The following is a 21,788-nucleotide window of genomic DNA, read 5'->3' on the forward strand; positions in this document are numbered from 1 at the left end:
GAAGCCAAGAAAGCTGAAGAAGCCAAGAAAGCTGAAGAAGCCAAGAAAGCTGAAGAAGCCAAGAAAGCTGAAGAAGCCAAGAAAGCTGAAGAAGCTAAGAAAGCCAATGAGGCCAATTCAGGTCAAGGTTTTGGCGGCGAAGGCAAAGTAATGGGCAAGGCTTTGGATGGCGGTGTCTTGGTAGCGAAAAAACGTGAAACCGGCGATTTGGAATATGCCAAAACCGAAGCTCCGACTGCCTCGGATAAAAACAGCGTCGTACTTGATGGTGTCGCCATTAATACCAAAGACGTTAAAGCAGGTGAGTTTACGTTAGGCGAAAAAAGTATGAACGGCGGTAAAGCCGATGCAGCACAATATGCGGTACACAGCGGCGACCTGTTGCCTGACGTTCGTTACGGCGGTGTTGCCGATGTCAGTGATCTGCGTGATGTGAAACAGGCGTTGTTTGTCCAAGGCACGCCATCAGGCAGTGATACCGTTGCAGCCCAAAGAGGGGATGCAACCTATAAAGGCATCGGCCTGCATTTCCAAAACGGACTGCCGATCAATACAAGAGGTCTGCAAGAAATTTTTGAAACCGGTTCGCAAGCCAAGCTGGCCAATCTGTATCCTGCTGCCAAAGCAACCGATGTTACCGCAAAAGTCAATTTCGACCAAAAAACCATCAATGTCAGCATCAACCGCTATTCCGATCAAACGGTTGGCGGTGGTAGTGGTGGCAACAGGATTGCAGGTGTCGTCAAATCCAATGCGCGCGATATGACGGAAAATCTGTCTTTCAATGGCGATTTGCACGGCAACACCTTCTCCAACAAGCAAGGTACGATGCAAGGCGGATTCTTTGGCGCGAAGGCAGACCAACTTGCCGGTACATATAGTGCGGCAGGCAAAAACCAACGTGATGAAGACGTAGTGGCGCGCGGTGTGTTTGGTGCAAAACGCCAAGATGCGGTAGCTCAAGCAGGCGGACAGCCTGATGCGCCGGTTGCCAAACCTGATACGCCCGTAACCAAACCTAAAGGTGATGCCGCTGCGGCCGAATTGAAAAAAGGTGAAACAGGCGAGCAATACGTCTTATCGAATATCGCGGACTTGACCAAAGTCATTATCAACGGTACGACAATCGCTTTGTCACCTGTTACCAACAAGCTCTATCGAACTGAATTGGGTTCGGACTACAAATCGTTTGTTGCTTCAGGCAATTTGAGCAATGTTGTCTTCGGTGCGGCAAAACTTGCCGATAACGCCTACTCCTTGTTTGTTCAGGGGGTAATGAGTGCCTCTCTACCGTCAGGGACAGCCAAGTATGCCGGCGATGTGTTGAATTTCCGTGCCCGCAACTTGGATAATAAGGAAAACTGGGTGGGTGATACAGGAGGCTACCGTACTACCGGTTCATTTACCGCAGATGTCAACTTCGATACCAAGACTATCGCAGGTAAAATCAATAGTGGTGACAGATGGTTCATGAATGAACGAGCCTTTACCGCAGGTATTACAGGTAGCAGCTTTAATGGTAAATGGACTTCAAATGCACAAGGCTCTGTAACCGGCGGATTCTACGGTGACAAAGCTGCCGAAATGGCTGGGCGATACAGTTATCAAGACAAAGAAGATAAAAGTAACAATGCCTTTGGTGTATTCGGCGGTAAAAAGCAATAACCGTTTATTTAAGCTGAAAACAAACCGCCTGAAAGGGCGGTTTGTTTTTGAGTGGGTAGGATTTTCAGACGACCTTTTACGGTAACAACAATCTAGAGAGCAATTTACCCGCTAAAAGGTCGTCTGAAAACCTTGAATCTTATTTTCAGATAATCTGAGACCTTTGCAAAATTCCCCAAAATCCCCTAAATTCCCATCAAGACATTTAGGGGATTTCTCATGAGCACCTTCTTCCAACAAACCGCACAAACCATGATCGCCAAACACATCGACCGCTTCCCACTATTGAAGTTGGATCAGGTGATTGATTGGCAGCCGATCGAGCAGTACCTGAATCGTCAAAGAACCCGTTATCTTAGAGACCACCGAGGCCGTCCCGCCTATCCCCTATTGTCCATGTTCAAAGCCGTCCTGCTCGGACAATGGCACAGCCTCTCCGATCCCGAACTCGAACATAGCCTCATTACCCGCATCGATTTCAACCTGTTTTGCCGTTTTGACGAACTGAGCATCCCCGATTACAGCACCTTATGCCGCTACCGTAACTGGCTGGCGCAAGACGACATAAGGGGGTATTTGAGTAAAATCAGTGGATATTTGAAACAAAAACAGCCGAAAACCTGTGTTTAGGTTTCGGCTGTTGGGGGAAGGAATTTTGCAAAGGTCTCAGGCCGTCTGAAATTTCAGACGGCCTTTTATTATGTTTTAAAGAATAGGGCGTAGCTTAGAGGCTTATACGCCGTGGCGGTCGAGCCAACGTTCGGCATCAAGCGCGGCTTGGCAGCCGGAAGCTGCGCTGGTGATGGCTTGACGGTAGGTATGGTCTTTGACGTCGCCTGCCGCCCATACGCCTTCGATATTGGTTGCGCCGACATTGTCGCCGGTACCGCCTTTGGTTTTCAGGTAGCCGGTTTCATCCATATCGAGTTGGCCTTTGAAGATATCAGTGTTGGGTTTGTGGCCGATGGCGATGAAAACGCCTTTGACGGCGATTTCTTCAGTACTGCCGTCATTGTGTTTCAGGCGTGCACCGGTAACGCCACTTTCGTCGCCCAAGATTTCATCAACCGAGCTGTTGAGCTTGAGGATGATTTTGCCTTCTTCGACGCGTTGCATCAGTTTGTCCACCATGATTTTTTCGGCGCGGAAGCTGTCGCGGCGGTGAATCAGGGTAACAGTGTTAGCAATATTGGCAAGGTAGAGGGCTTCTTCCACAGCGGTATTGCCACCGCCGACTACGGCAACATCTTGTTTTTTGTAGAAGAAACCATCACAAGTTGCGCAGGCGGAAACGCCTTTGCCGGCAAAGGTTTCTTCGCTTGGCAAACCTAAATATTTGGCGGATGCGCCGGTAGCAACAATGAGTGCATCGCAGGTGTATTCGCCCATATCGCCTTTGAGGGTGAAAGGACGGTTTTGCAAATCAACGGTATGGATTTGGTCGAAAATCATTTCAGTACCGAAGCGTTCGGCATGAGCTTGGAAACGGGCCATCAGTTCCGGACCTTGTACACCTCCTGCATCGGCAGGCCAGTTGTCCACTTCGGTGGTGGTCATCAGTTGTCCGCCTTGCTCAACGCCGGTAATGATCACAGGGTTGAGGTTGGCACGGGCGGCATAGACGGCGGCAGTATAGCCGGCAGGGCCGGAGCCGAGGATGATGAGTTTGTGATGGTTGCTCATGATGGTTTCCTTGCTGATAAATGATTGAATTTTGTCGTATCTAAGCTTTCAGACGGCCTGAATTTTACTTGAATCTGCCGCCGTCTGAAATATGTTTGTTGCTTGGGTTTAGTGGCTGTCTTTCCATTGATAGTATTTTGAGCCGAGGAAAGAGCCGAGTTTGCGCAGGAAAGGCTGGGTAATGATATTGCTGTGGCGAAGTTGCTCAAAAGGTTTCAGACGGCCCTCATCGCCCATGATGGCTTCGGCAATCGCCAAACCGGCAATGCCGGTAATCGCCATGCCGTGTCCGGAATAGCCTTGGGCGTAGAAAACAGTAGGGGCGAGGCGGCCGAAATGTGGGGCGAGATTGTGCGTGATGTCGCATTCGCCGCCCCAAGAATGCTCGATTCTGATATCGGCAAGTTGCGGGAAAACTTTCAGCATGTCTTGGCGGACGAGTTCGGTCATGCGGTCTGGATCGTCGATAAATTCGTTGTCTTTGCCGCCAAAGAGCAGGCGGCCGTCGGTGCTGAGGCGGTAGTAGTCGAGGACGTGGCGGTTGTCGCAGATGGCCATATTGTTGCGGATCAGGTCTTTGGCACGCTCACCCAGAGGCTCGGTGGCGATGATAAAGGTGCTGACTGCAATGGCTTTTTGTTCCAATACTTTGAATTTCGGGTGTAAGCCTGCATAAGTGTTGACGGCATAAACGAGGTTTTTGCATTCAACGCTGCCATTGGGTGTATGAACCAGCCAGCCATTATCGCATGGCTCGATACGCGTCATCGGGGATTGCTCAAAAAGTTGTGCGCCTGCATCGGCTGCCGCTTTGGCAATGCCTAGGGTGTAATTGAGCGGGTGCAAGTGGCCGGATAAAGGATCAAATTGCGCGCCTTGATACCTATCGCTGGCAAGTTGTTGCTTCAGCGTGGCTTTATCCCAAAGCTGGTAATGGCTTGCGCCATAATGTTTTTGGGCGTGTTCGTGCCATTGTTGCAATTCTTCCCAATGCTGAGGACGGACGGCGACGGTCGCGTAGCCGCGTTGCCAATCGCATTGGATATTGTGTTTTTGAATGCGCGAGTCAACCAGTTCAACGGCTTGCAGGGATTGCTGCCAGAACCATTGGGCCTGTTCTAAGCCGACTTGTTTCTCGATTTCTTCCATGCCGCAGGCAAAATCGCTGATGACTTGTCCGCCGCTGCGGCCTGATGCGCCGAAACCGATACGGGCGGCTTCAAGCACGATGACTTCATGGCCGTTTTCGGCAAGCGGTAGGGCGGTGCATAAACCGGTCAAGCCGCCGCCGATAACGCAGGTTTCAGTTTTCAGACGGCCTTCGAGCGTCGGATAAGACGGATGGGGATTGGCTGTGCTGACATAGTAGGAAGGAAGGTATTCTTTGAAGCTGGGATTGATCATGATTTGGGCTTTGTTGGTTTTAACTTTATTGAAAACAGGTTTTCAGACGGCCTGGAATGTGGGTTTGGGTTCAGGCCGTCTGAAAGGATAAGATGCAGTTAATAAAACAGGCTGTTCCGACGCTTTATCGGACAGCCTGTCTGCATATTAGGCGGCTTTCTCGGCTGCCAATTTTTCTTGGCGGTAGGCTTCGGCAGCCTCGCGTTCCCGTTTGGTTGCCTGACGCATCATCCAGTAGTTGGCGACAATCACCAGCGTACCGATGATACCGATCAGGATGGTTGCCAAAACGTTCATCTGCGGGTCAAGACCGAGTTTGATTTTGGAGAAAATCACTTGCGGCAATGTCGATGAACCCGGGCCTGACAGGAAGGAGGTAATCACCAAGTCGTCCAAAGACAGGGTAATGCCCAAGAGGAAACCGGAAGCAATCGCAGGGGCAATCAGCGGCAGGGTAATCACGAAGAAAATCTTTAGCGGACGGGCACCCAAGTCCATGGCGGCTTCTTCGAGCGATTGGTCAAGCTCCACCAGACGCGAACGGATGACGACGGTAATGTATGCCATACAAAGCGTCGTATGGCCGAGGAAGATGGTGAAGAAGCCGCGATCGAAGTAGAGCGATTGCAGCAATTCACTGCCTTGCAGGAACATTTGCACCTGAATAATCAACAGCAGCATGGACAAACCGGTAATCACGTCAGGCATCACCATAGGTGCGGAAATCATACCGGCAAACAGGGTGCTGCCACGGAAGCGTTTGATACGCGCCATGGCGTAACCAGCCAATGTGCCGAGTGCTACGGCGGCAAGTGAGGAAACGATGGCGATGCGCAATGACAGCCAGGCCGCTTCCAAGATGGTGTCGTTTTCCATCAATGCGCCGTACCATTTGGTTGAGAAACCGCCCCAAACGGTAACCAGTTTGGATTCATTGAAAGAATAGATGACCAAAACCACCAGCGGAATGTAGAGGAATGCCAGCGAGAGCAGGAGCATCAGTTTCAAGAACCAGGATAATTTGGTTTTCTGCATTATTTGCCTCCTTCTTCCAATTCGCGGTTTTCATAGTGCTGGAACAGGGCAATCGGTACAACCAGCAGGGCAACCATAACGACGGCGACGGCAGAAGCCAGCGGCCAGTTGTTTTGGTCGAAGAATGCCTGCCACAATACTTTACCGATCATCAGGTTTTCAGAACCGCCCACCAATTCAGGAATCACAAATTCGCCGACGGCCGGCACGAAGACCAGCATAGAGCCTGCAATGATGCCTGTTTTGGATAAAGGCAGGGTAATGGTAAAGAAGGATTTGATCGGACCTGCGCCCAAGTCGGAAGCAGCTTCGAGCAGACGGTTGTCCAGTTTTACCAGTTGTGTGTACAGCGGCAAAATCATAAACGGCAGATAGGCGTAAACCATCACCAAATTCAGCGAGAAAGAATTGTAGAACAGGTCTAAAGGCTCGCTGATGATTCCATATTTGATTAAGAAATTATTGATGATGCCGTTGTGTCCCAATAAACCCATCCATGCGTAAACACGCAACAGGAAAGAGGTCCAGAAAGGCAGCATGATTGCCAACAGCAGGCCGTTGCGCGCAGCCGGATTGGCGCGTGAAATGGCATAAGCGGTCGGATAACCAATCAGCAGGCAGATGATGGTTGTCGTCAGCGCAGTCTTAATCGAAGACCAGTAGGTCATCAGATAGATATTGCTGTTTTCACTGTCGCCAAACGGATTGAGCGTATTCCAAAAGTTTTGGAAGATGTCGGCGTAGTTCTGATAGCTGATGGCAATATTCAGACGGCCTAAATCTTCATCAATCGTTGTCAACGGCGTAAATGGCGGAATGGCGATTTCTTGTTCGGCAAAGCTGATTTTCAAGACGATGGCGAACGGAATCAGAAACAGAATCAAAAGCCAAATATACGGCACAGCAATAACTGCACGCTGGCCAGGGTGGCGGAACAGTTTATTTTTCAGTTTTTTAAGGTTCATCTCATTTCCCTCAAATTAACTGAACAGAGGTGTCGGTTGGTTTTCAGGCCAGCTGATATAGACGGTTTCATCCCAAGTCGGCGGCGTAATGTTACGCACATACCAATAAGGTGCGGGAACTTGGCTCTTGACGACGCGGCCGTTGGCGAGTTTGATGTGGTAAATCGCAAAGCTGCCCAGGTAGGCAATCTCTTTGACTGTGCCTTGAGCCCAGTTGTGCGCGCCTAAGTGTTCTGGTTTTTCTTTGTGCAAATCAATGTCTTCAGGGCGGATGCTGATCCAAATTTCATGGTCGTTCGGAACGCCCAAGCCGTGGTCGATGCGGACGTGGTTTTCCAAGCCGTCACATTTGACGATGGAGAAATCGGCGCGGTCATCAACAACGACGCCGTCAAAAATATTGGTTTCGCCGATAAATTCAGCAGTAAAGCGGCTATTAGGATAATCGTATACGTCGCTAGGCGTACCAACTTGGCGCAATTGGCCGTCAGACATAATGGCGATACGGGTCGCCATGGTCATCGCTTCTTCTTGGTCGTGGGTAACCATGATGCAGGTTACGCCGACTTGTTCCAGCGTGTTGACCAATTCCAGTTGGGTTTGTTGGCGCAGTTTTTTATCGAGTGCGCCCAAAGGTTCGTCAAGCAGCAGGATTTTAGGACGTTTCGCCAGGCTGCGTGCCAAAGCGATACGTTGTTGCTGACCGCCGGAGAGTTGGTGCGGCTTGCGTTTGGCGTATTTGGTCATTTGCACTAGGCGCAACATTTCTTCCACTCGGGCGTCGATTTCGCCTTTAGGCATTTTGTCTTGTTTCAGACCGAAAGCGATGTTTTGCTCAACGCTCATGTGTGGGAACAGAGCATAGCTTTGGAACATCATGTTGATTGGGCGCTCGTACGGAGCAAGCTTGGTAATGTCTTGGCCGTCGAGAATGATTTTGCCCTGATTTGGGCTTTCCATGCCTGCCAACATGCGCAGCAGCGTGGATTTGCCACTGCCTGAGCTGCCCAAAAGGGCAAAGATTTCATGTTGGTAAATGTCCAAGTCGATGTTATCGACAGCGTAATTGTCACCAAACTTTTTCACCAAGCCTTGGATTTGCAGATAAGGTTTGGCTGAAGACGCAGTGGTTGCGGTCATAATGGCAATACTCCAAAAAGAAAGACGAGTACCGGCAAAACGGATTTTCGAATGGGTGATAAAAAGCTGTTTGATTGCTGGCGGGAGTCGGACGGAGGCCGTCTGAAACTCTTGTAAAGCGCACGGGCAGCGTGGATAGAAAGCAGTTTAAGCCTAAGCTTTTGCTCTCGGCAAACTCGATATTATATTAGCCTAAGCCTCATAGGGGCAATATGAAATTGCTTGTATCGGCTGATTTGAAACAAATATGAAAGGAAAGGCAGGCAGGGAAACACGATAGTAAAAATGGGTAACGTTGTTTTTCTGCACAAAGTGGCTTAATTGTTATTTATATGTCTTAAATAATTATTCAAAATAGAATAAAATACGCAAATTGCATTTATTTGCTAAAACCATAATGGATTACATTTTATATCGGGCGGGGCAGTTTGCTCAAAATTGAAACTAAATCCGCTATATAAAAAATAAAGGGACTGACGTAGATTAGCAGTTATGCTAGGCTACGAAAATGCAGATAACCAATTGTAAATTAAGAAAGAGAGTTCAAAAGAAACTACTTGAATTTTTTGTACTCCAAGTTACCGCCCGTTCCGCTGCCGATATTTTGGGCATTCAGCCCAACTCCGCTATTCTGTTCTACCGCAAAATTCGTATGGTTATCAGCCATTATCTGGCCTTGGTTGCCGATGAGGTTTTTGAGGGCCCTGTCGAGTTGGACGAAAGCTATTTCGGCGGACGGCGTAAAGGCAGACGTGGTCGCGGCGCGGCAGGAAAAGTGGTTGTCTTTGGTATTCTGAAACGCAACGGACGGGTCTATACCGTTGTGGTGGATAATGCCAAGTCTGAAACGTTACTCCCTGTCATCAAAAAGAAAATCATGCTGGACAGCATTGTTGACACGGATAGCCTGAGCAGCTACGACAAGTTGGATGTGAGCGGTTTCATCCATTACCGCATCAACCATTCCAAGGAATTTACCGACCGTCAGAACCACATTAACGGCATTGAGAATTTTTGGAATCAGGCAAAACGTGTCTTGTGAAAATACAACGGAATCGATCGCAAATCTTTCCCGCTGTTCTTGAAAGAATGCGAATTTCGATTTAACTTCGGCACACCGTCTCAACAGCTTAAAATCCTGCGGGATTGGTGTGGAATTTAGGGCTAATCTACGTCAGCCCCAAAATAAAAGGGAAAATATGAGTATCAAAGAATGGCCCGAGGGGGAGCGGCCGCGCGAGAAGCTCTTGGCGCATGGTGCGGCGGCGTTGAGTGATGCGGAGTTGCTGGCAATTTTATTGCGTGTTGGAACGCGCGGTATGAGCGCGGTTGATTTGGCGCGTTATTTGTTGAGTGAGTTTGGCAGTTTGGGGAAGCTGATGAGTGCGGATGCCAAAACACTCGCTGCTTATAAGGGCATGGGTTTGGCAAGCTATACTCAATTTGCCGTGGTCAAAGAAATCGGGCGGCGGATTTTAGGTGAGGATTTGCAGGAGCAGATTGTTTTGTCAAACCCGAAATCGGTTGCGGATTATCTGCGCCTGCATCTTGGGCATGAAAAAATCGAGGTCAGCGTTGCTTTGCTGCTCAATCGTCAAAATCAATTGATTGCGGTACGGGAATTGTCGCGCGGTACGGTGGCGGAAAATACGGTTTATATCCGTGAAATTGTCAAATTGGCATTGGATGAATATGCCGACAGTTTGATTTTGGCACACAATCATCCGGGCAGTTCGGCAAGGCCGTCTGAATCTGATGTGCAGTTTACAGAGCGTTTGAAACAGGCTTTAAGTTTGGTCGATATTACGCTGTTGGACCATTTTATCGTGACGGCAAAAGAAACCTGCTCTTTGCGCGAACAGGGCTATATGTAAGGATGAATGTTCAGACGGCCTCAGTAGGATTGGTTACCTTGCTGAGGCCGTCTGAAGGATTATTGCGTTACTTCGTCGGAGGATTCTTCTTTATAGACGATTTCTTCCGATTTTGGCTTTTCTTTGCTCTTTTCCTTCTCTTTTTCTTTATCCTTGTCTTTTTTACCGTCAGGAATGGCGGCGTCAATCACTGCCCCGGTTCCTTTAACAACCAATTTTCCGGCAGTCAGGACGGTTGTGGCGGCCAAATCGACAGCCGCGCCTACAACGCAGCCGTTAAGCGTCAGGCAAAGGGCAAGTGCCGGAATCAGGCGATTGGTGCATCTCAATGACTGCATCCGCAGTGTCCTTCGTGATGATGGCCGCATCCGAGTGCTTCTTGCCAAGCATCATCATCGCCGTCAAATTCTTCAACTTCGTCAAATTCGCCGTTTTCTACCATGCTTACCAGCTCTTCCAGGCTTTCTGCGCCTTCTACCCAAAAGCAGGGAATATCGGGTGGTGTGTCGGGGGCAAGCAGGGCGGCTTGCTGGTCGTGCCAAGCAATCCAATAGCCGTTTTGCGTTTGTACGAATACGGCATCGGGATGGATGGTTTCGTTTTCGGTATTGACCAGCATTCTGTCAGCGATATCGGTTTGAAAAGGTAAGGTTTGCATAATAGTTTGAGAATGTGGGAAAAGGAAGTATTGTAACATGGCAAAAACAAACGCACCGTCTGAGTCAGGCGGTGCGTTTGTGTCTCGGCAACTTGGGTGCGGTCAGTTTAGAGTGTCAGCCACACCGGGAATGTCATTCCGTCAAGATTATTTGTCGTCGTTAGCCAAAACGAAGCGGTAAATAGCCGCGCCAACTGCTGCGCCGGCAATAGGAGCCAACCAGAACAACCACAGTTGTTCAACAGCCCAGCCGCCTTGGAACAAGGCAACACCGGTAGAACGTGCAGGGTTAACGGAAGTATTGGTTACAGGAATGCTGATCAAGTGAATCAGGGTCAGACCCAGGCCGATGGTGATAGGAGCGAAGCCGGCTGGAGCCAGTTTGTCGGTAGAACCCATGATGATGATCAGGAAGAATGTGGTCAGGACGAATTCGATCAGCAAAGCGGCCATCATGTCGTAACCGTTAGGAGAGTGCTCGCCGAAACCGTTGCTGGCAAAGCCGGAAGCAACAGCATCAAAACCGGTTTTACCGGAAGCAATCAGATACAGAACGCCCGCAGCAGCAATCGCACCGATCACTTGGGATACGATGTAAGGCAACAAGTCTTTACCGTTGAAACGGCCGCCGATAAAAAGGCCGACGGAAACGGCAGGGTTGAAGTGGCCGCCGGAAATGTGGCCGACAGCGTAAGCCATGGTCAGTACGGTCAAACCGAATGCTAAAGCGACACCGGTAAAGCCAATGCCAAGTTCTGGGTAAGCTGCTGCCAAAACCGCGCTGCCGCAGCCGCCGAATACCAGCCAGAAAGTGCCGAAAAATTCTGCAAAATATTTTTCATTTGTTTTTCCTCGTAAAGGGTGGGGTGTTGCCGAAGGCATGAATCATAATAAGATTGTTTCTAAGCGAAAAACGGATTTACCTGTTTTTTTCCGGTCTTGACAAAAGGCCGTCTGAAAAGTTTTCAGACGGCCTTAATCTTAAACAAGGATAAATTAATCCAGATGCTCGCTGCTTTGCGCCAAGATGGTGCGGTTGCCGTTGTTTTCCGCCGGGGAAACAATGCCATCGGCTTCCATTTGGTCAATCAGGCGGGCGGCGCGGTTGTAGCCGATGCGCAGTTGGCGTTGGATATTGGAAATGCTGGCCTTACGCGATTTTAAGACAACGGAAACGGCTTCGTCATACATGGGGTCGAGGTCGCTGTCGTTGCTGCGGCTGGTGCCGGTAAAGTCCTCGGTCGAACCGCTGCTTAAAATATCGTCGATATAGTCAGGCGCACCGAATTGTTTCAGGTATTCCACTACGCGGTGTACTTCGTTGTCGGAAGCAAACGCGCCGTGTACACGTTGCGGATAACCGGTGCCGGGTGGCAGGAACAACATATCGCCTTGGCCGAGCAGGTTTTCTGCGCCCATTTGGTCAAGAATCGTGCGGCTGTCGATTTTGCTGGATACTTGGAAGGCAATGCGTGTCGGAATATTGGCTTTAATCAGGCCGGTAATGACATCCACGCTTGGGCGTTGGGTGGCAAGAATTAAATGGATGCCGGCTGCACGCGCTTTTTGGGCAAGACGGGCAATCAGTTCTTCAATTTTCTTGCCTGCAGTCATCATCAGATCGGCAAACTCATCTACCACGACCACGATAAACGGCAGTTTCTCCAATGGCTCAGGGTTTTCAGGCGTGAGGCTGAACGGGCTGCCGATTTTTTCGCCACGCGCGACGGCTTCGGCAATTTTTTGGTTGAAACCGGCAAGGTTGCGCACGCCCATAAAGCTCATCAGGCGGTAGCGTTTTTCCATTTCGTTGACGCACCAGTTCAGGGCGTTTGCGGCCAGCTTCATATCGGTTACGACGGGGGCGAGCAGGTGCGGAATGCCTTCGTAAATGCTCAGCTCCAGCATTTTCGGATCAATCATAATCATGCGCACGTCTTCAGGCGTTGCTTTGAAGAGCATGGACAGAATCATGGCGTTCACACCTACGGATTTACCCGAACCAGTCGTACCGGCAACCAGCAGATGCGGCGCTTTGGCCAAGTCTGTCACAACAGGCTGGCCGGTAATGTCTTGGCCGAGAGCGAGGGTCAGTTTGGATTTGGATTCGGTAAATGCAGGCGAATTGAAGATTTCGCTCAGGCGGATCATTTGGCGTTTCGGATTAGGCAATTCCAAGCCCATGCAGGTTTTGCCGGGGATGGTTTCCACCACGCGGATGGAAGCCACGCCAAGCGAGCGCGCCAAGTCTTTTTCAAGGTTCAAAACGGCACTGCCGCGCACGCCGACATCAGGCTCGATTTCGTAGCGCGTAATGACCGGGCCGGAATAGGAATCCATCACTTTGACTTTAACTTTGAACTCGGCCAGTTTTTCTTCGATGGTAATGCTGTTTTCCAACAACTGTTCTTCAGTTTGCGATGCGCTTGGGTCAAATTGCGGCGGCAGAAGCAGGGCGGTAGTCGGCAGGCGTGCATCGGTAAGTGTTGCCGAAGTTGGATGAACTACGCTTGGCGTACTCTCTTGAATGCTTGGTTTTACGGTTTGCACAGGTGTTTCAACGACTGTCTGTGTATATTCAGACGGCCTTGCGATTGTTTCAACAGATTCAACGGGTTTAATGGTTTCAACCGCTTGAATAGCTTCTGTGTCCGGTTGTACAGGAGCTTCCGGCTCACTATCGAATTCCGCTTCTTCGACGGCAGATTCGCTGATTAAATAATCACGGATACTGCGTTCAGGCTGATTGCTGACATGTGCATTGACTTGTGCATCAAAAATCGGTACTTGGATTTTATGTTCAAAAGCAGGCGGCTCGGGGATATCAATTGGCGCAATCGAGGTTTGGAAAACGGGCGGCTTAGGAATATCGGTTTTAGCCATAGGGACAACCGGTACGGCAGGCGGCTCGACTACGGTTGCGTTTGGCGTGGCAGGTCGGGAGATATAAGGGGATTTTTTAACAGGCGCAGCCGGTTTCGGACGGGACGGCGTTGCCGGTGCGGAAGGTCGTGGTGCAACAGCTTCCGTGGCAGCTTGTTTACGCGCCCATCTTTCGGCGGCCGCTTCGGTATAGCGAACTTGACGGCGCAAGCTGGCAGGACGGCTGATTTGTCCCAAGTTGGCCAAAATTTCGTCATTTTCGATGGTGCGCGGAGAGTAGCCGCGTAATGGGGCGACGGCCTCGGCCAGTTTGTGGCGGGCGGCGGTGCGGCGGGCAAGGTTGTTGTGAATATCTTCCGCTTGGATTTCAGAAGGGAATGCCTGCATGGAAGTATAGGGGAGGATGGCTTCTTTTTCGGCAGTTCTTAAGGCCGTCTGAACGGTTTCGATATGCGGCGCATTGGCTTCTGCCACGCGGACATTATTGGCACGCGCCAAGGCACGTTCGCGTGTGCGGCGCAAGATAGGGTCGTTATAGTCGATGATTTCCATGCCGGTCATCGGCAGGGATGAAGCGCGCAATAATGGGGTTTCGACTTCGTCTTTGTAAATTGGCGCATTTTTTTCGGCCAAATGCTCGTTCCATTCTTCAACCGCTGCTTCGTGCAGGGAACGGGTGGCTTCTTCTAATGTGATTTCTTCAAAATTGCTGTTTTGCACCAAAGACGGGCTGTATTCGGGCGTTTCCATCTGTGCAAACGGCGTTATTTTAGGAATACGTTCCGGTTTGGCAGATTTGCGGGTTTTAGGTGCAACTTTGATTTCTTCTTCGGTAGCTGTGATGTGTTCCAGCTCTTCGGTAAACGGTTCTGCTGCGTGCTCTTCGTTTGTTTCGGCGCGTTTCATTTTATTGTGTTCGAGCACGGAAAGCAGGCGGATGCGGGCAATTTTATGGTTGTCGGCAGTGCGCTTGTTCATGCTGAACAAACGTTTCAGGCTGTCCAGTTGGTCGAAAAAACCGACCGGGCTGTCTTCTTCGTTTATTTCTTGTTCGTCGCCACTGAGTCGGGCCAATTCATGGCGCCACTTTTGCTCTTGTTTCTGGCGCCACCAGAACAAGCCGGCTATGACAGCCAGCAGAATTAAAGCCAATATTGTCCAAAGCATGCGTCCATCCCCTTAATTAAACGGCAAAGTCCGTTATTCTAACGCTTTTTTCGGGTAAACAAAACCAGCCGAAACAAGCTTTAACGGCAAAGGCAGACAGGATTGTCAAAGCTGTGGCTTGAGACGCGTATAATAGGCCGTCTGAACATTTTGCGGATGAGATGATGATTTTTCAAAACGGATGGTTTCCCGTTGGTGTCGTGATGGCGGCATGGCCTGTGTTGCTGGTGATTTTTGCTTTGTGTGCAAAGCAGGCATGGGTGTCAGTATCGCAGCATCGTTCCGCATTCTTGGTGGCTGCCGTGGTGTTGCCGCTGGCTTGGAGTTTGAATGCTTCCCCGGAAAGCGGACAACTGGCCGGCATGAGCTATCATCTGCTTGCTTTAAACCTGACGGCTTTAATGCTGGGCACCTCTGCTACATTCTGCCTTGGCGTTTTACTGTTTTTTCCATATTTGTGGCTTTGGGGCGATTGGCATATGTTTCCCATCAACGCCTTGTCCGTATTGCTTCCGCCTTTGTTGGTGAACTTGGGTTTCCGCCATTGGGTATCGCGTTTGCCTGCCAATATCTTTATCTTTATTTTTCTGAATGGTTTTTGGGCTGCGGCGGTCGGAATGGTGTTTACCGGTGTGGTTTTGGTCGGTTTGTTGGACTGGGCGGATGTGTTTGATACGGCGGTATTATGGAGAACCGCTTTTCCTGTTTTCTTCTTAATCGCTTGGGCGGAGGCATTTTTGAGCGGTATTTCAACAGCCATTTTTATCGCGCTCAAGCCGCAATGGATTTGTACTTTCGATGACGACAGATATTTGAAATCCGCGCCTAAGATTTGGCAGTAAGACATGAAGGCATCCTTGCTTGGTTTTCAGACGGCCTAATGACCGGATTGTCTGTTTTTTGAATTGAATGTTTAACTTGTTATGTTTGCTTATATTTTTCCCATTGTTTGCGGTGCCGCTATCGGGGCTGTATTGCGTTGGCTGTTTGGCTTGGTGCTGGTGTCTTCGGTGCCTTTTCCTATCGGTACATTGGCGGCAAACTGGCTGGGTGCGCTGCTGATCGGTGTATTGGCGGAACTCTTAACCGATCCGCAATGGCGTTTGCTTTGGATTACCGGCTTTCTCGGCAGCTTGACCACATTTTCAGGTTTTTCAGTGGAGATGGTGGGTTTGATGCAGGCGCAACGTTGGGGCATGGCTTTGATGGCAACCTGTCTGCATGTTTTCGGTTCGTTTGGTTTGACGGCGCTGGGGATTAAATTGGCACAGATTTGGAAGTAAGCAAAAATAACAGGGTGCAAAATTGCACCCTGTTGTTTTTTATAGGCATTTAATCAATACCAATAGGTAAACAGACGGTTTCTTGACAATAGGTTTTGCCGGACTCGCTTAAGTGTGCCGGTTTGTAGGCGGCAAAGGTGTAGGTCAGGTCTGCGCGGAATGTGTCGGGATCGGCTTCGGCGGTGTCGCAGTTGAGGCCGGTGGGAATATCGAGGGCGACTTTCAGGCCGTCTGAATGATTGAGTTGGCGGCAGAGGGCGGCGATTTCGGGTGGAAGCGCGCCGCTGAAGCCTGTGCCGAATATGCCTTCGATAATGATGTCGTAACCTTTTTTCAGACGGCCTTCCAGTTCTTGTGCGGATATCAATTCAATGTGGGGCAAACCGTTGAGGCGTTCGCGATTGGTTTGAGCCAAGGGGGAGAGGTTTTCTCCGAGTAAAAACAGAATGTCGATGTGCCAACCTTGCGCCTGCATATATCTTGCCATGACTAGGCCGTCGCCGCCGTTGTTGCCTTTGCCGCAAACGATCAGGGCGCGTCCGGCTTGAGGATGACGCTGCATGAGGTCTTGGGCGGCTGAGCTGCCGGCGTTTTCCATCAGTTGGTCGAAACTTGTGCCTTTATCGACGGCTGCTTGTTCGCGTTCGCGCATCTGGGCGGCGGTATAGACTTTCATGATCGGCTCTCTTTACAGGAAGTTATTTGTCGGCGGTATTCATCAGGCGCAAGGCTTTCAGACGGCCTATTTCTTTTTGATATTCCACCAGTCCGATAAATGAGCCGTCTCGGCTGTACACACGGATGGGCTGCTCGGCAGAAATGTCTTCGGTAAACTGGGGGCGTTGGCCGTGTTTGAGCATGGTAACGGCGTAGTCGTTTAACTCAAGTTTGGGGAAAAGTTGCACCAAAACATCGCAAGGTAGCAGCAGGGCATCGCGTTCGGTTTCATCTAGTTCTGCCAAAGCTTCGAGTGTGTGGCTTTGGGCAATGGTAAAGCCTGCGGTTTCGGTACGGCGCAGGGCGGTCAGGTGGGCGAATGTGCCGATGTGTTTGGCGATGTCTTCGCTGAGGGTACGGATGTAAGTGCCCTTGCTGCAACGTACGTCTATCACAGCTTTGGGCGCATCAAATTCAGTAATATCAATGGAGTAAATAGTGATGTCGCGCGCTTTGCGTTCGATAACGATGCCTTTGCGTGCGTATTCGTACAGCGGTTTGCCTTCGTGCTTGAGGGCGGAAAACATGGGAGGCACTTGGCGGATATTGCCTGTTAACGCTTGGCAGGCCGTCTGAAATTCGGACAATGAAATATCGGCGCGTGCGGTGGCAATGATTTCGCCTTCAGCATCGCCCGTACTGCTGGCTTCGCCCAGTTTCAGCGTGGCTGTATACGCTTTGTCGGCATCAATCAGATATTGGGCGAACTTGGTCGCTTCGCCGAAACAAACAGGCAGAAGCCCTGTGGCCAAAGGATCGAGTACGCCGGTATGCCCGGCTTTTTCAGCACGGAACAAGCGCCGCGCTTTTTGCAGGGCAGTGTTGCTGGAAAGGCCTTCGGATTTGTCGAGGAGAAGAACGCCGTTGACCGGGCGTTTGGTGGGTTTATTGGTCATATTAATTAAGAAATATTAATGTTCAGGCCGTCTGAAAGGGTTCAGACGGCCTGCGTGTTTTAATCAATCAGTCTTCAACCGGTTTTTCCGCCGCCACTTGGTCGATCAGGCTGGAAATGCTCATGCCGCGTTCGAGTGATTCGTCGTATTTGAAGTGCAGCTCGGGCGTTTTGAAGAGTTTGATGCGTTTGGCCAATTCGCTGCGCAAATGGCCTTTGGCGTGTTCCAAAGCTTCTTCGGTAATGTCGCGTGTGCTGTCGTCAAGGACGGTATAAAACACGGTTGCGTGGCTGTAATCGCGGGTGACTTCGACTTCGTTGATGGTGATGAAACCAGCGCGCGGGTCTTTCAGGCCGGTGCGGACGAGTTCGGCAAGCTCGCGCATGATTTGTTCTTTGACACGGTCTTGGCGGGCGTAGCCGCGTTGGGGTTTTCTCATGGTTTTCCTTGATGTATGGCAGGCTGTCGTTTTCAGACGGCCTGCGGTTTGGATTTTGAAAAACTGCCTATTATAACGGAGCGCGGTTTATTGTGCTTGAACCGAGAAAGGCATATCGATTTTTTGCCATTGCGCGCTTTCGTAGTCCAGCGCATCGGCGATGAGGGGGTGTTGCTCCAGCCATTGGGCGTTGATGCGCAAGATGAAGCTGTGGTTGTTTTCATCGACGCGAAGCTGGGTTTGCGGTGGCAAATCAAGCGGCAGGCGCGAGCGGCAGAAGAGGGCTGCCAGGCGCAGGGACAATACGGCACACCACATGATTTCGTTGTTGCCGATAATGTCCGCCATTTTCTTGAGGTCGCCGCGATGGCCGATAACCAGTTGCGCCAAAATGGTTTGCTCTTTGCGTGAGAAGCCCGGCATATCGGCGTTTTCAAGAATGTAGGCGGAGTGTTTGTGATAACCGGTATGGGCAATATCCAAGCCGATTTCATGCAGACGGCCTGCGCGGCTGAGGTATTGGTTCCACAGGGCAAGTTCTTGAACGGTTACGTTTTTGGCGTGGCACAGGCTGTTCATAAAGGCTTGCGCGGTATCGGCAACGCGTTTGGCTTGGTTGAGGCTGACGTGGTAGCGTTTTTGGAACTCTGCCGTTGTCTGTTCGCGCATATCGACATTGAGGCTGCGGCCGATTAAGTCGTAGAACACACCGTCGCGGAGTGCGGCTTCTGTAACGGTCATTTTGGTCAGCGAGAGTTCTTCAAAAGCGGCCATCATCACGGCCAACCCGCCCGCAAAAACTTCGATGCGTTCGGGTTTGAGGTTTTCAAATTTGGCTTTTTTAACCGAACCGGCTTCGATAATCCTATCGGCAAGATAACGCATGCCTTGGGCGGTAATGTCGGCTTCTTGCGGCAATTCGGCCGCCAAAACGTCGCGTATGGATTTTGCCGAACCGGAGGTGCCGATGGCGAAATCCCAACCGGTACGCTTCATCATTTTGCTGATGCGCTGGATTTCGATACGCGCGGCGGAAACGGCGGCTTGGAAATCTTTGGCGGTCACTTTGTTTTGGAAGAAGCGCATGCTGTACGTTACGCAGCCCAAAGGTAGGCTTTCTGTAGTCAGCGGTTGCAAATCCGAGCCGATGACAAATTCAGTCGAGCCGCCGCCAATGTCGATAACCAGCATTTTGTCGCCTTTGGGCGGTAGGGTATGCACTACGCCGGTGTAAATCAGACGCGCTTCTTCACGGCCGGCGATGACTTCGATGGGAAAACCCAGCGCCGCTTCGGCACGGGGCAGGAATTGGGCGATGTTTTTGGCGACACGGAAAGTGTTGGTGGCCACCACGCGCACGTTTTCAGGTTGGAATCCGCGCAGGCGTTCGCCAAATTTTGCCAAACATTCCAAGGCTTGTTCTTGAGAGGCTTCGCTCAGGTTTTTTTGTTCGTCCAAGCCGGCGGCAAAGCGAACCATTTGTTTGAACGAGTCGATGACTTTCAGCTGGCCGTTGTTGTTTTCACAAATTTGCAGGCGGAAACTGTTGGAACCCAAGTCGACGGAGGCTAAAACGTTGGCGGGAGTGGTGGTCATAAAAAATACCGGTTGATTAGAAAAACCTAAATGTTACTTGAGGCGGTATCACTTGACAATAAAAGCTATACAGCTCTTTGATTCTGCTCATAGATGTATTTTATAATGCTGACTTTAAGCAAGTATATCAAAGGCCGTCTGAACTTTTCAGACGGCCTAAAAAGAGAAAACACATGAAATCGGAAAACCAAGATTCTTTATTTTTATCGCGCCGCCGCCTGTTGCAAGTCGGCGGAGCCATGCTTTTGACGCCTGCGACCGCATGGGCGGGGGCGCAACGTGAAGAAACGCTGGCCGATGATGTGGCTTCCGTGATGCGCAGTTCGATTAATAGCGCCAGCCCAGCGCGGCTGGTGTTTGCCGATTCGAGGGAAGGGGAGCGTTGGTTGGCAGCGATGTCTTCCCGATTGGCACGCTTTATTCCCGATGAGGGCGAGCGCCGCCGCCTGTTGGTTAATATTCAATATGAAAGCAGTCGCGCCGGACTCAACACTCAAGTGATTCTGGGTTTGATTGAAGTGGAAAGCGCGTTTCGCCAATATGCCATCAGCGGCGTGGGCGCGCGCGGTTTGATGCAGGTGATGCCGTTTTGGAAAAACTATATCGGCAATCCGTCGCACAACCTTTTCGATATCCGCACCAATTTGCGCTATGGCTGCACCATTCTTCGCCATTACAACAATATCGAAAAAGGCAATATTGTCCGCGCTTTGGCAAGGTTTAACGGCAGCTTGGGCAGTAACAAATATCCGAACGCCGTGTTAGGCGCGTGGCGAAATAGATGGCAGTGGGGTTGATTCGGGATAAATGGGATAGGGCAGATCTTGCGTGATGCTGGTTTTCAGTTGAAACTGTTTTATACCGATGAAGCAGGTTTGCGATAAACAGCTTGCGATTTGACCCCATGCAATTCCTTTGAATCCTGTATAATCAGAAAATCTGTTAATTCACACTTTCAGACGGCCTTTCGCAAACTTAAGGCCGTCTGAAACATTATTTATGGCAAGAGATAACCGCATTCAAATGTTTCCGCATGAGTGGCGTGCCAGTACCACACTTTCCGGCGTTTACGCACTGCGTATGTTGGGGATGTTTTTGGTATTGCCTGTCTTGGCAATGTATGCCGCTTCGTTGCCCGGCGCAGAAAACAATAAAGCGCTGGTCGGTATGGCGATGGGTATTTACGGGCTGACACAGGCTTTGCTGCAGCTGCCTTTGGGTATGGCTTCCGACAAGTTCGGCCGTAAAAAAGTGATTTATGCCGGCTTGATTGTGTTTGCGGCAGGTAGTTTTTTAGCCGCAGTTGCCGACAGCCTACAGATGTTGGTTGCCGCTCGTGCCATTCAAGGCGCTGGTGCCGTCAGTGCGGCGGTAACGGCTTTGCTGGCGGATTTGACCCGTAATGAAGTGCGGACGCGTGCGATGGCGATGATCGGCCTGAGTATCGGCTTGACCTTTTCCGTCAGCCTAGTGCTTGCGCCGATGATTGCCAGCTTTATCGGCGTATCCGGCCTGTTTGCGCTGACCGGTATTCTGACGGTAATCAGTATCGGCGTGGTTGCTTGGATGACGCCTGATCCTGAAGTATCAAAAATGCACGAAGACACGCAGGCGCAGCCTTCGCGTATGGGCGAAGTATTGAAAAACCGCCAACTGCTCAATCTTGACTTCGGTATTTTTGCCTTGCATGCGGCGCAAATGGCTTTATTTACCGCATTGCCGTTTGCCATGACACAGTTGGGTTTGGAAAAAATCCATCACTGGCAAGTCTATCTGCCGTCAACCATTACCGGCCTGATTATTATGGTGCCGCTGATTATCGTCGGCGAAACACGCAACAAACTCAAACAAGTGTTTATCCTGGGTATCGTCTGCATTGCCGCGGCGCAAATAGGTTTGCTGTTTGGAATGCACTCGGTATGGTTGATTACCGCTTATCTGATTGTTTATTTTATTGGTTTCAATGTATTGGAAGCCAGTCTGCCGTCTATGGTGTCGAAAATCGCTCCGTCCGATTTGAAAGGCACCGCGATGGGCGTGTATAACACCATGCAGTCGGTCGGCTTGTTTGTCGGCGGCGCAACCGGTGGTTTATTGTTCCAAAAATACGGTTTTGTAGGCGTATTTGCCTTTTGTAGCGTATTGATGTTGCTGTGGCTGGTATTGGCAGTCATTTCGCCGGCACCGAAACCTGTCAAAAACCTCAGCTATCCGCTTAACGCCGAATGGCAACAAAATCCGGATTTGCTCTACCAAAAATTGACCGAAATTGAAGGCGTTGAAAGCATCAGCTTTAGCGCAGACAAACAAACCATTTATATCAAGGCCTTGCAAAAAGGATTCGACCAAGAGGCCGCCGAAAAAATTATCACAGGAGTGTAAA

General features: G+C 50.3%; 19 protein-coding genes and 2 pseudogenes. 8 read left to right on the forward strand and 13 right to left on the reverse strand.

Annotation, left to right across the window (positions count from 1 at the left end; genetic code table 11):
* Together ACTHSQ_RS00405 and ACTHSQ_RS00410 are read left to right on the forward strand one after the other, a co-directional pair.
* Positions 1-1,665: transferrin-binding protein-like solute binding protein (locus ACTHSQ_RS00405; protein WP_440370897.1), on the forward strand; the 1,665-nt coding region annotated here is incomplete at its 5' end.
* Positions 1,666-1,884: 219 nt separating this feature from the next.
* Positions 1,885-2,229: pseudogene (locus ACTHSQ_RS00410) on the forward strand (transposase); the annotation flags it as partial.
* A 168-nt stretch (positions 2,230-2,397) separates the two neighbouring features.
* On the opposite strand, the gene trxB reads toward ACTHSQ_RS00410, so the two are convergent.
* The 5 genes from trxB to ACTHSQ_RS00435 all read right to left on the reverse strand — a co-directional run bounded on the left by trxB (position 2,398) and on the right by ACTHSQ_RS00435 (position 7,892).
* Positions 2,398-3,348, reverse strand: coding sequence for a thioredoxin-disulfide reductase (trxB, locus tag ACTHSQ_RS00415; RefSeq protein WP_003685652.1), 951 nt, complete (start codon positions 3,346-3,348; stop codon positions 2,398-2,400).
* Positions 3,349-3,456: 108 nt separating this feature from the next.
* The gene (locus ACTHSQ_RS00420) at positions 3,457-4,752 is read right to left on the reverse strand and encodes an NAD(P)/FAD-dependent oxidoreductase (protein ID WP_440370898.1); all 1,296 of its coding nucleotides are present in this window, start codon (positions 4,750-4,752) and stop codon (positions 3,457-3,459) included.
* Between the two features lie 147 nt (positions 4,753-4,899).
* A complete protein-coding gene (locus ACTHSQ_RS00425) occupies positions 4,900-5,787 on the reverse strand; it encodes an ABC transporter permease subunit (RefSeq protein WP_049332683.1) in 888 nt (295 codons plus the stop codon).
* Positions 5,787-6,752, reverse strand: a complete 966-nt coding sequence (locus ACTHSQ_RS00430; protein ID WP_049329769.1) for an ABC transporter permease subunit — start codon at positions 6,750-6,752, stop codon at positions 5,787-5,789. Before ACTHSQ_RS00430 ends, ACTHSQ_RS00425 begins: the two co-directional genes overlap by 1 nt.
* A 15-nt stretch (positions 6,753-6,767) precedes the next feature.
* The gene (locus ACTHSQ_RS00435) at positions 6,768-7,892 is read right to left on the reverse strand and encodes an ABC transporter ATP-binding protein (RefSeq protein WP_003685445.1); all 1,125 of its coding nucleotides are present in this window, start codon (positions 7,890-7,892) and stop codon (positions 6,768-6,770) included.
* A 508-nt stretch (positions 7,893-8,400) separates the two neighbouring features.
* Between ACTHSQ_RS00435 and ACTHSQ_RS00440 the strand changes: the two are divergent.
* Both ACTHSQ_RS00440 and radC read left to right on the forward strand, forming a co-directional pair.
* Positions 8,401-9,054, forward strand: a pseudogene (locus ACTHSQ_RS00440) (IS1595 family transposase).
* A gap of 37 nt (positions 9,055-9,091) precedes the next feature.
* Positions 9,092-9,766, forward strand: a complete 675-nt coding sequence (gene radC, locus ACTHSQ_RS00445) for a RadC family protein (protein ID WP_440370899.1) — start codon at positions 9,092-9,094, stop codon at positions 9,764-9,766.
* 59 nt (positions 9,767-9,825) lie between these two features.
* Here the strand turns inward: radC and ACTHSQ_RS00450 are convergent, their stop codons facing one another.
* From ACTHSQ_RS00450 to ACTHSQ_RS00465, 4 genes are all read right to left on the reverse strand, one after another.
* Complete coding sequence (locus tag ACTHSQ_RS00450; RefSeq protein WP_003685708.1) at positions 9,826-10,104, reverse strand: NF038104 family lipoprotein; 279 nt, start codon at positions 10,102-10,104, stop codon at positions 9,826-9,828.
* The gene (locus ACTHSQ_RS00455; protein WP_003685466.1) at positions 10,092-10,424 is read right to left on the reverse strand and encodes a hypothetical protein; all 333 of its coding nucleotides are present in this window, start codon (positions 10,422-10,424) and stop codon (positions 10,092-10,094) included. Before ACTHSQ_RS00455 ends, ACTHSQ_RS00450 begins: the two co-directional genes overlap by 13 nt.
* Before the next feature lie 147 nt (positions 10,425-10,571).
* Positions 10,572-11,306 (reverse strand): aquaporin Z, encoded by a 735-nt coding sequence (aqpZ, locus tag ACTHSQ_RS00460; RefSeq protein ID WP_440370900.1) that lies wholly within the window; start codon positions 11,304-11,306, stop codon positions 10,572-10,574.
* A 114-nt stretch (positions 11,307-11,420) separates the two neighbouring features.
* Complete coding sequence (locus tag ACTHSQ_RS00465; RefSeq protein WP_440370901.1) at positions 11,421-14,474, reverse strand: DNA translocase FtsK; 3,054 nt, start codon at positions 14,472-14,474, stop codon at positions 11,421-11,423.
* Between the two features lie 164 nt (positions 14,475-14,638).
* On the opposite strand from ACTHSQ_RS00465, the gene ACTHSQ_RS00470 reads away from it, so the two are divergent.
* Positions 14,639-15,316, forward strand: coding sequence for an energy-coupling factor ABC transporter permease (locus tag ACTHSQ_RS00470; RefSeq protein WP_440371054.1), 678 nt, complete (start codon positions 14,639-14,641; stop codon positions 15,314-15,316).
* 81 nt (positions 15,317-15,397) lie between these two features.
* A complete protein-coding gene (locus tag ACTHSQ_RS00475) occupies positions 15,398-15,757 on the forward strand; it encodes a CrcB family protein (protein WP_440370902.1) in 360 nt (119 codons plus the stop codon).
* A gap of 49 nt (positions 15,758-15,806) precedes the next feature.
* On the opposite strand, the gene ACTHSQ_RS00480 is transcribed toward ACTHSQ_RS00475, so the two are convergent.
* The 4 genes from ACTHSQ_RS00480 to ppx form a co-directional block, all read right to left on the reverse strand.
* Positions 15,807-16,433, reverse strand: coding sequence for an NAD(P)H-hydrate epimerase (locus ACTHSQ_RS00480; protein WP_440370903.1), 627 nt, complete (start codon positions 16,431-16,433; stop codon positions 15,807-15,809).
* A gap of 22 nt (positions 16,434-16,455) precedes the next feature.
* A complete protein-coding gene (gene truB / locus ACTHSQ_RS00485; RefSeq protein WP_440370904.1) occupies positions 16,456-17,370 on the reverse strand; it encodes a tRNA pseudouridine(55) synthase TruB in 915 nt (304 codons plus the stop codon).
* 67 nt (positions 17,371-17,437) lie between these two features.
* Positions 17,438-17,809, reverse strand: coding sequence for a 30S ribosome-binding factor RbfA (gene rbfA / locus ACTHSQ_RS00490; protein ID WP_003685554.1), 372 nt, complete (start codon positions 17,807-17,809; stop codon positions 17,438-17,440).
* Positions 17,810-17,896: 87 nt separating this feature from the next.
* Positions 17,897-19,405: an exopolyphosphatase gene (ppx, locus tag ACTHSQ_RS00495; protein WP_003685647.1), complete on the reverse strand. Its 1,509-nt coding sequence runs from the start codon at positions 19,403-19,405 to the stop codon at positions 17,897-17,899.
* A gap of 173 nt (positions 19,406-19,578) precedes the next feature.
* Between ppx and ACTHSQ_RS00500 the strand changes: the two genes are divergently transcribed.
* Both ACTHSQ_RS00500 and ACTHSQ_RS00505 read left to right on the forward strand, forming a co-directional pair.
* Positions 19,579-20,202 carry a lytic transglycosylase domain-containing protein gene (locus tag ACTHSQ_RS00500; protein ID WP_039863563.1) on the forward strand — a complete coding sequence of 208 codons (624 nt, stop codon included), beginning with the start codon at positions 19,579-19,581 and terminating at the stop codon, positions 20,200-20,202.
* A 202-nt stretch (positions 20,203-20,404) separates the two neighbouring features.
* Positions 20,405-21,787: an MFS transporter gene (locus ACTHSQ_RS00505; RefSeq protein ID WP_003685608.1), complete on the forward strand. Its 1,383-nt coding sequence runs from the start codon at positions 20,405-20,407 to the stop codon at positions 21,785-21,787.
* The last annotated feature ends 1 nt before the right edge of the window (position 21,788 follow it).

Origin of the sequence: Neisseria sp. P0009.S008, from assembly GCF_051958615.1 — a bacterium.
Classification (GTDB): domain Bacteria; phylum Pseudomonadota; class Gammaproteobacteria; order Burkholderiales; family Neisseriaceae; genus Neisseria; species Neisseria subflava.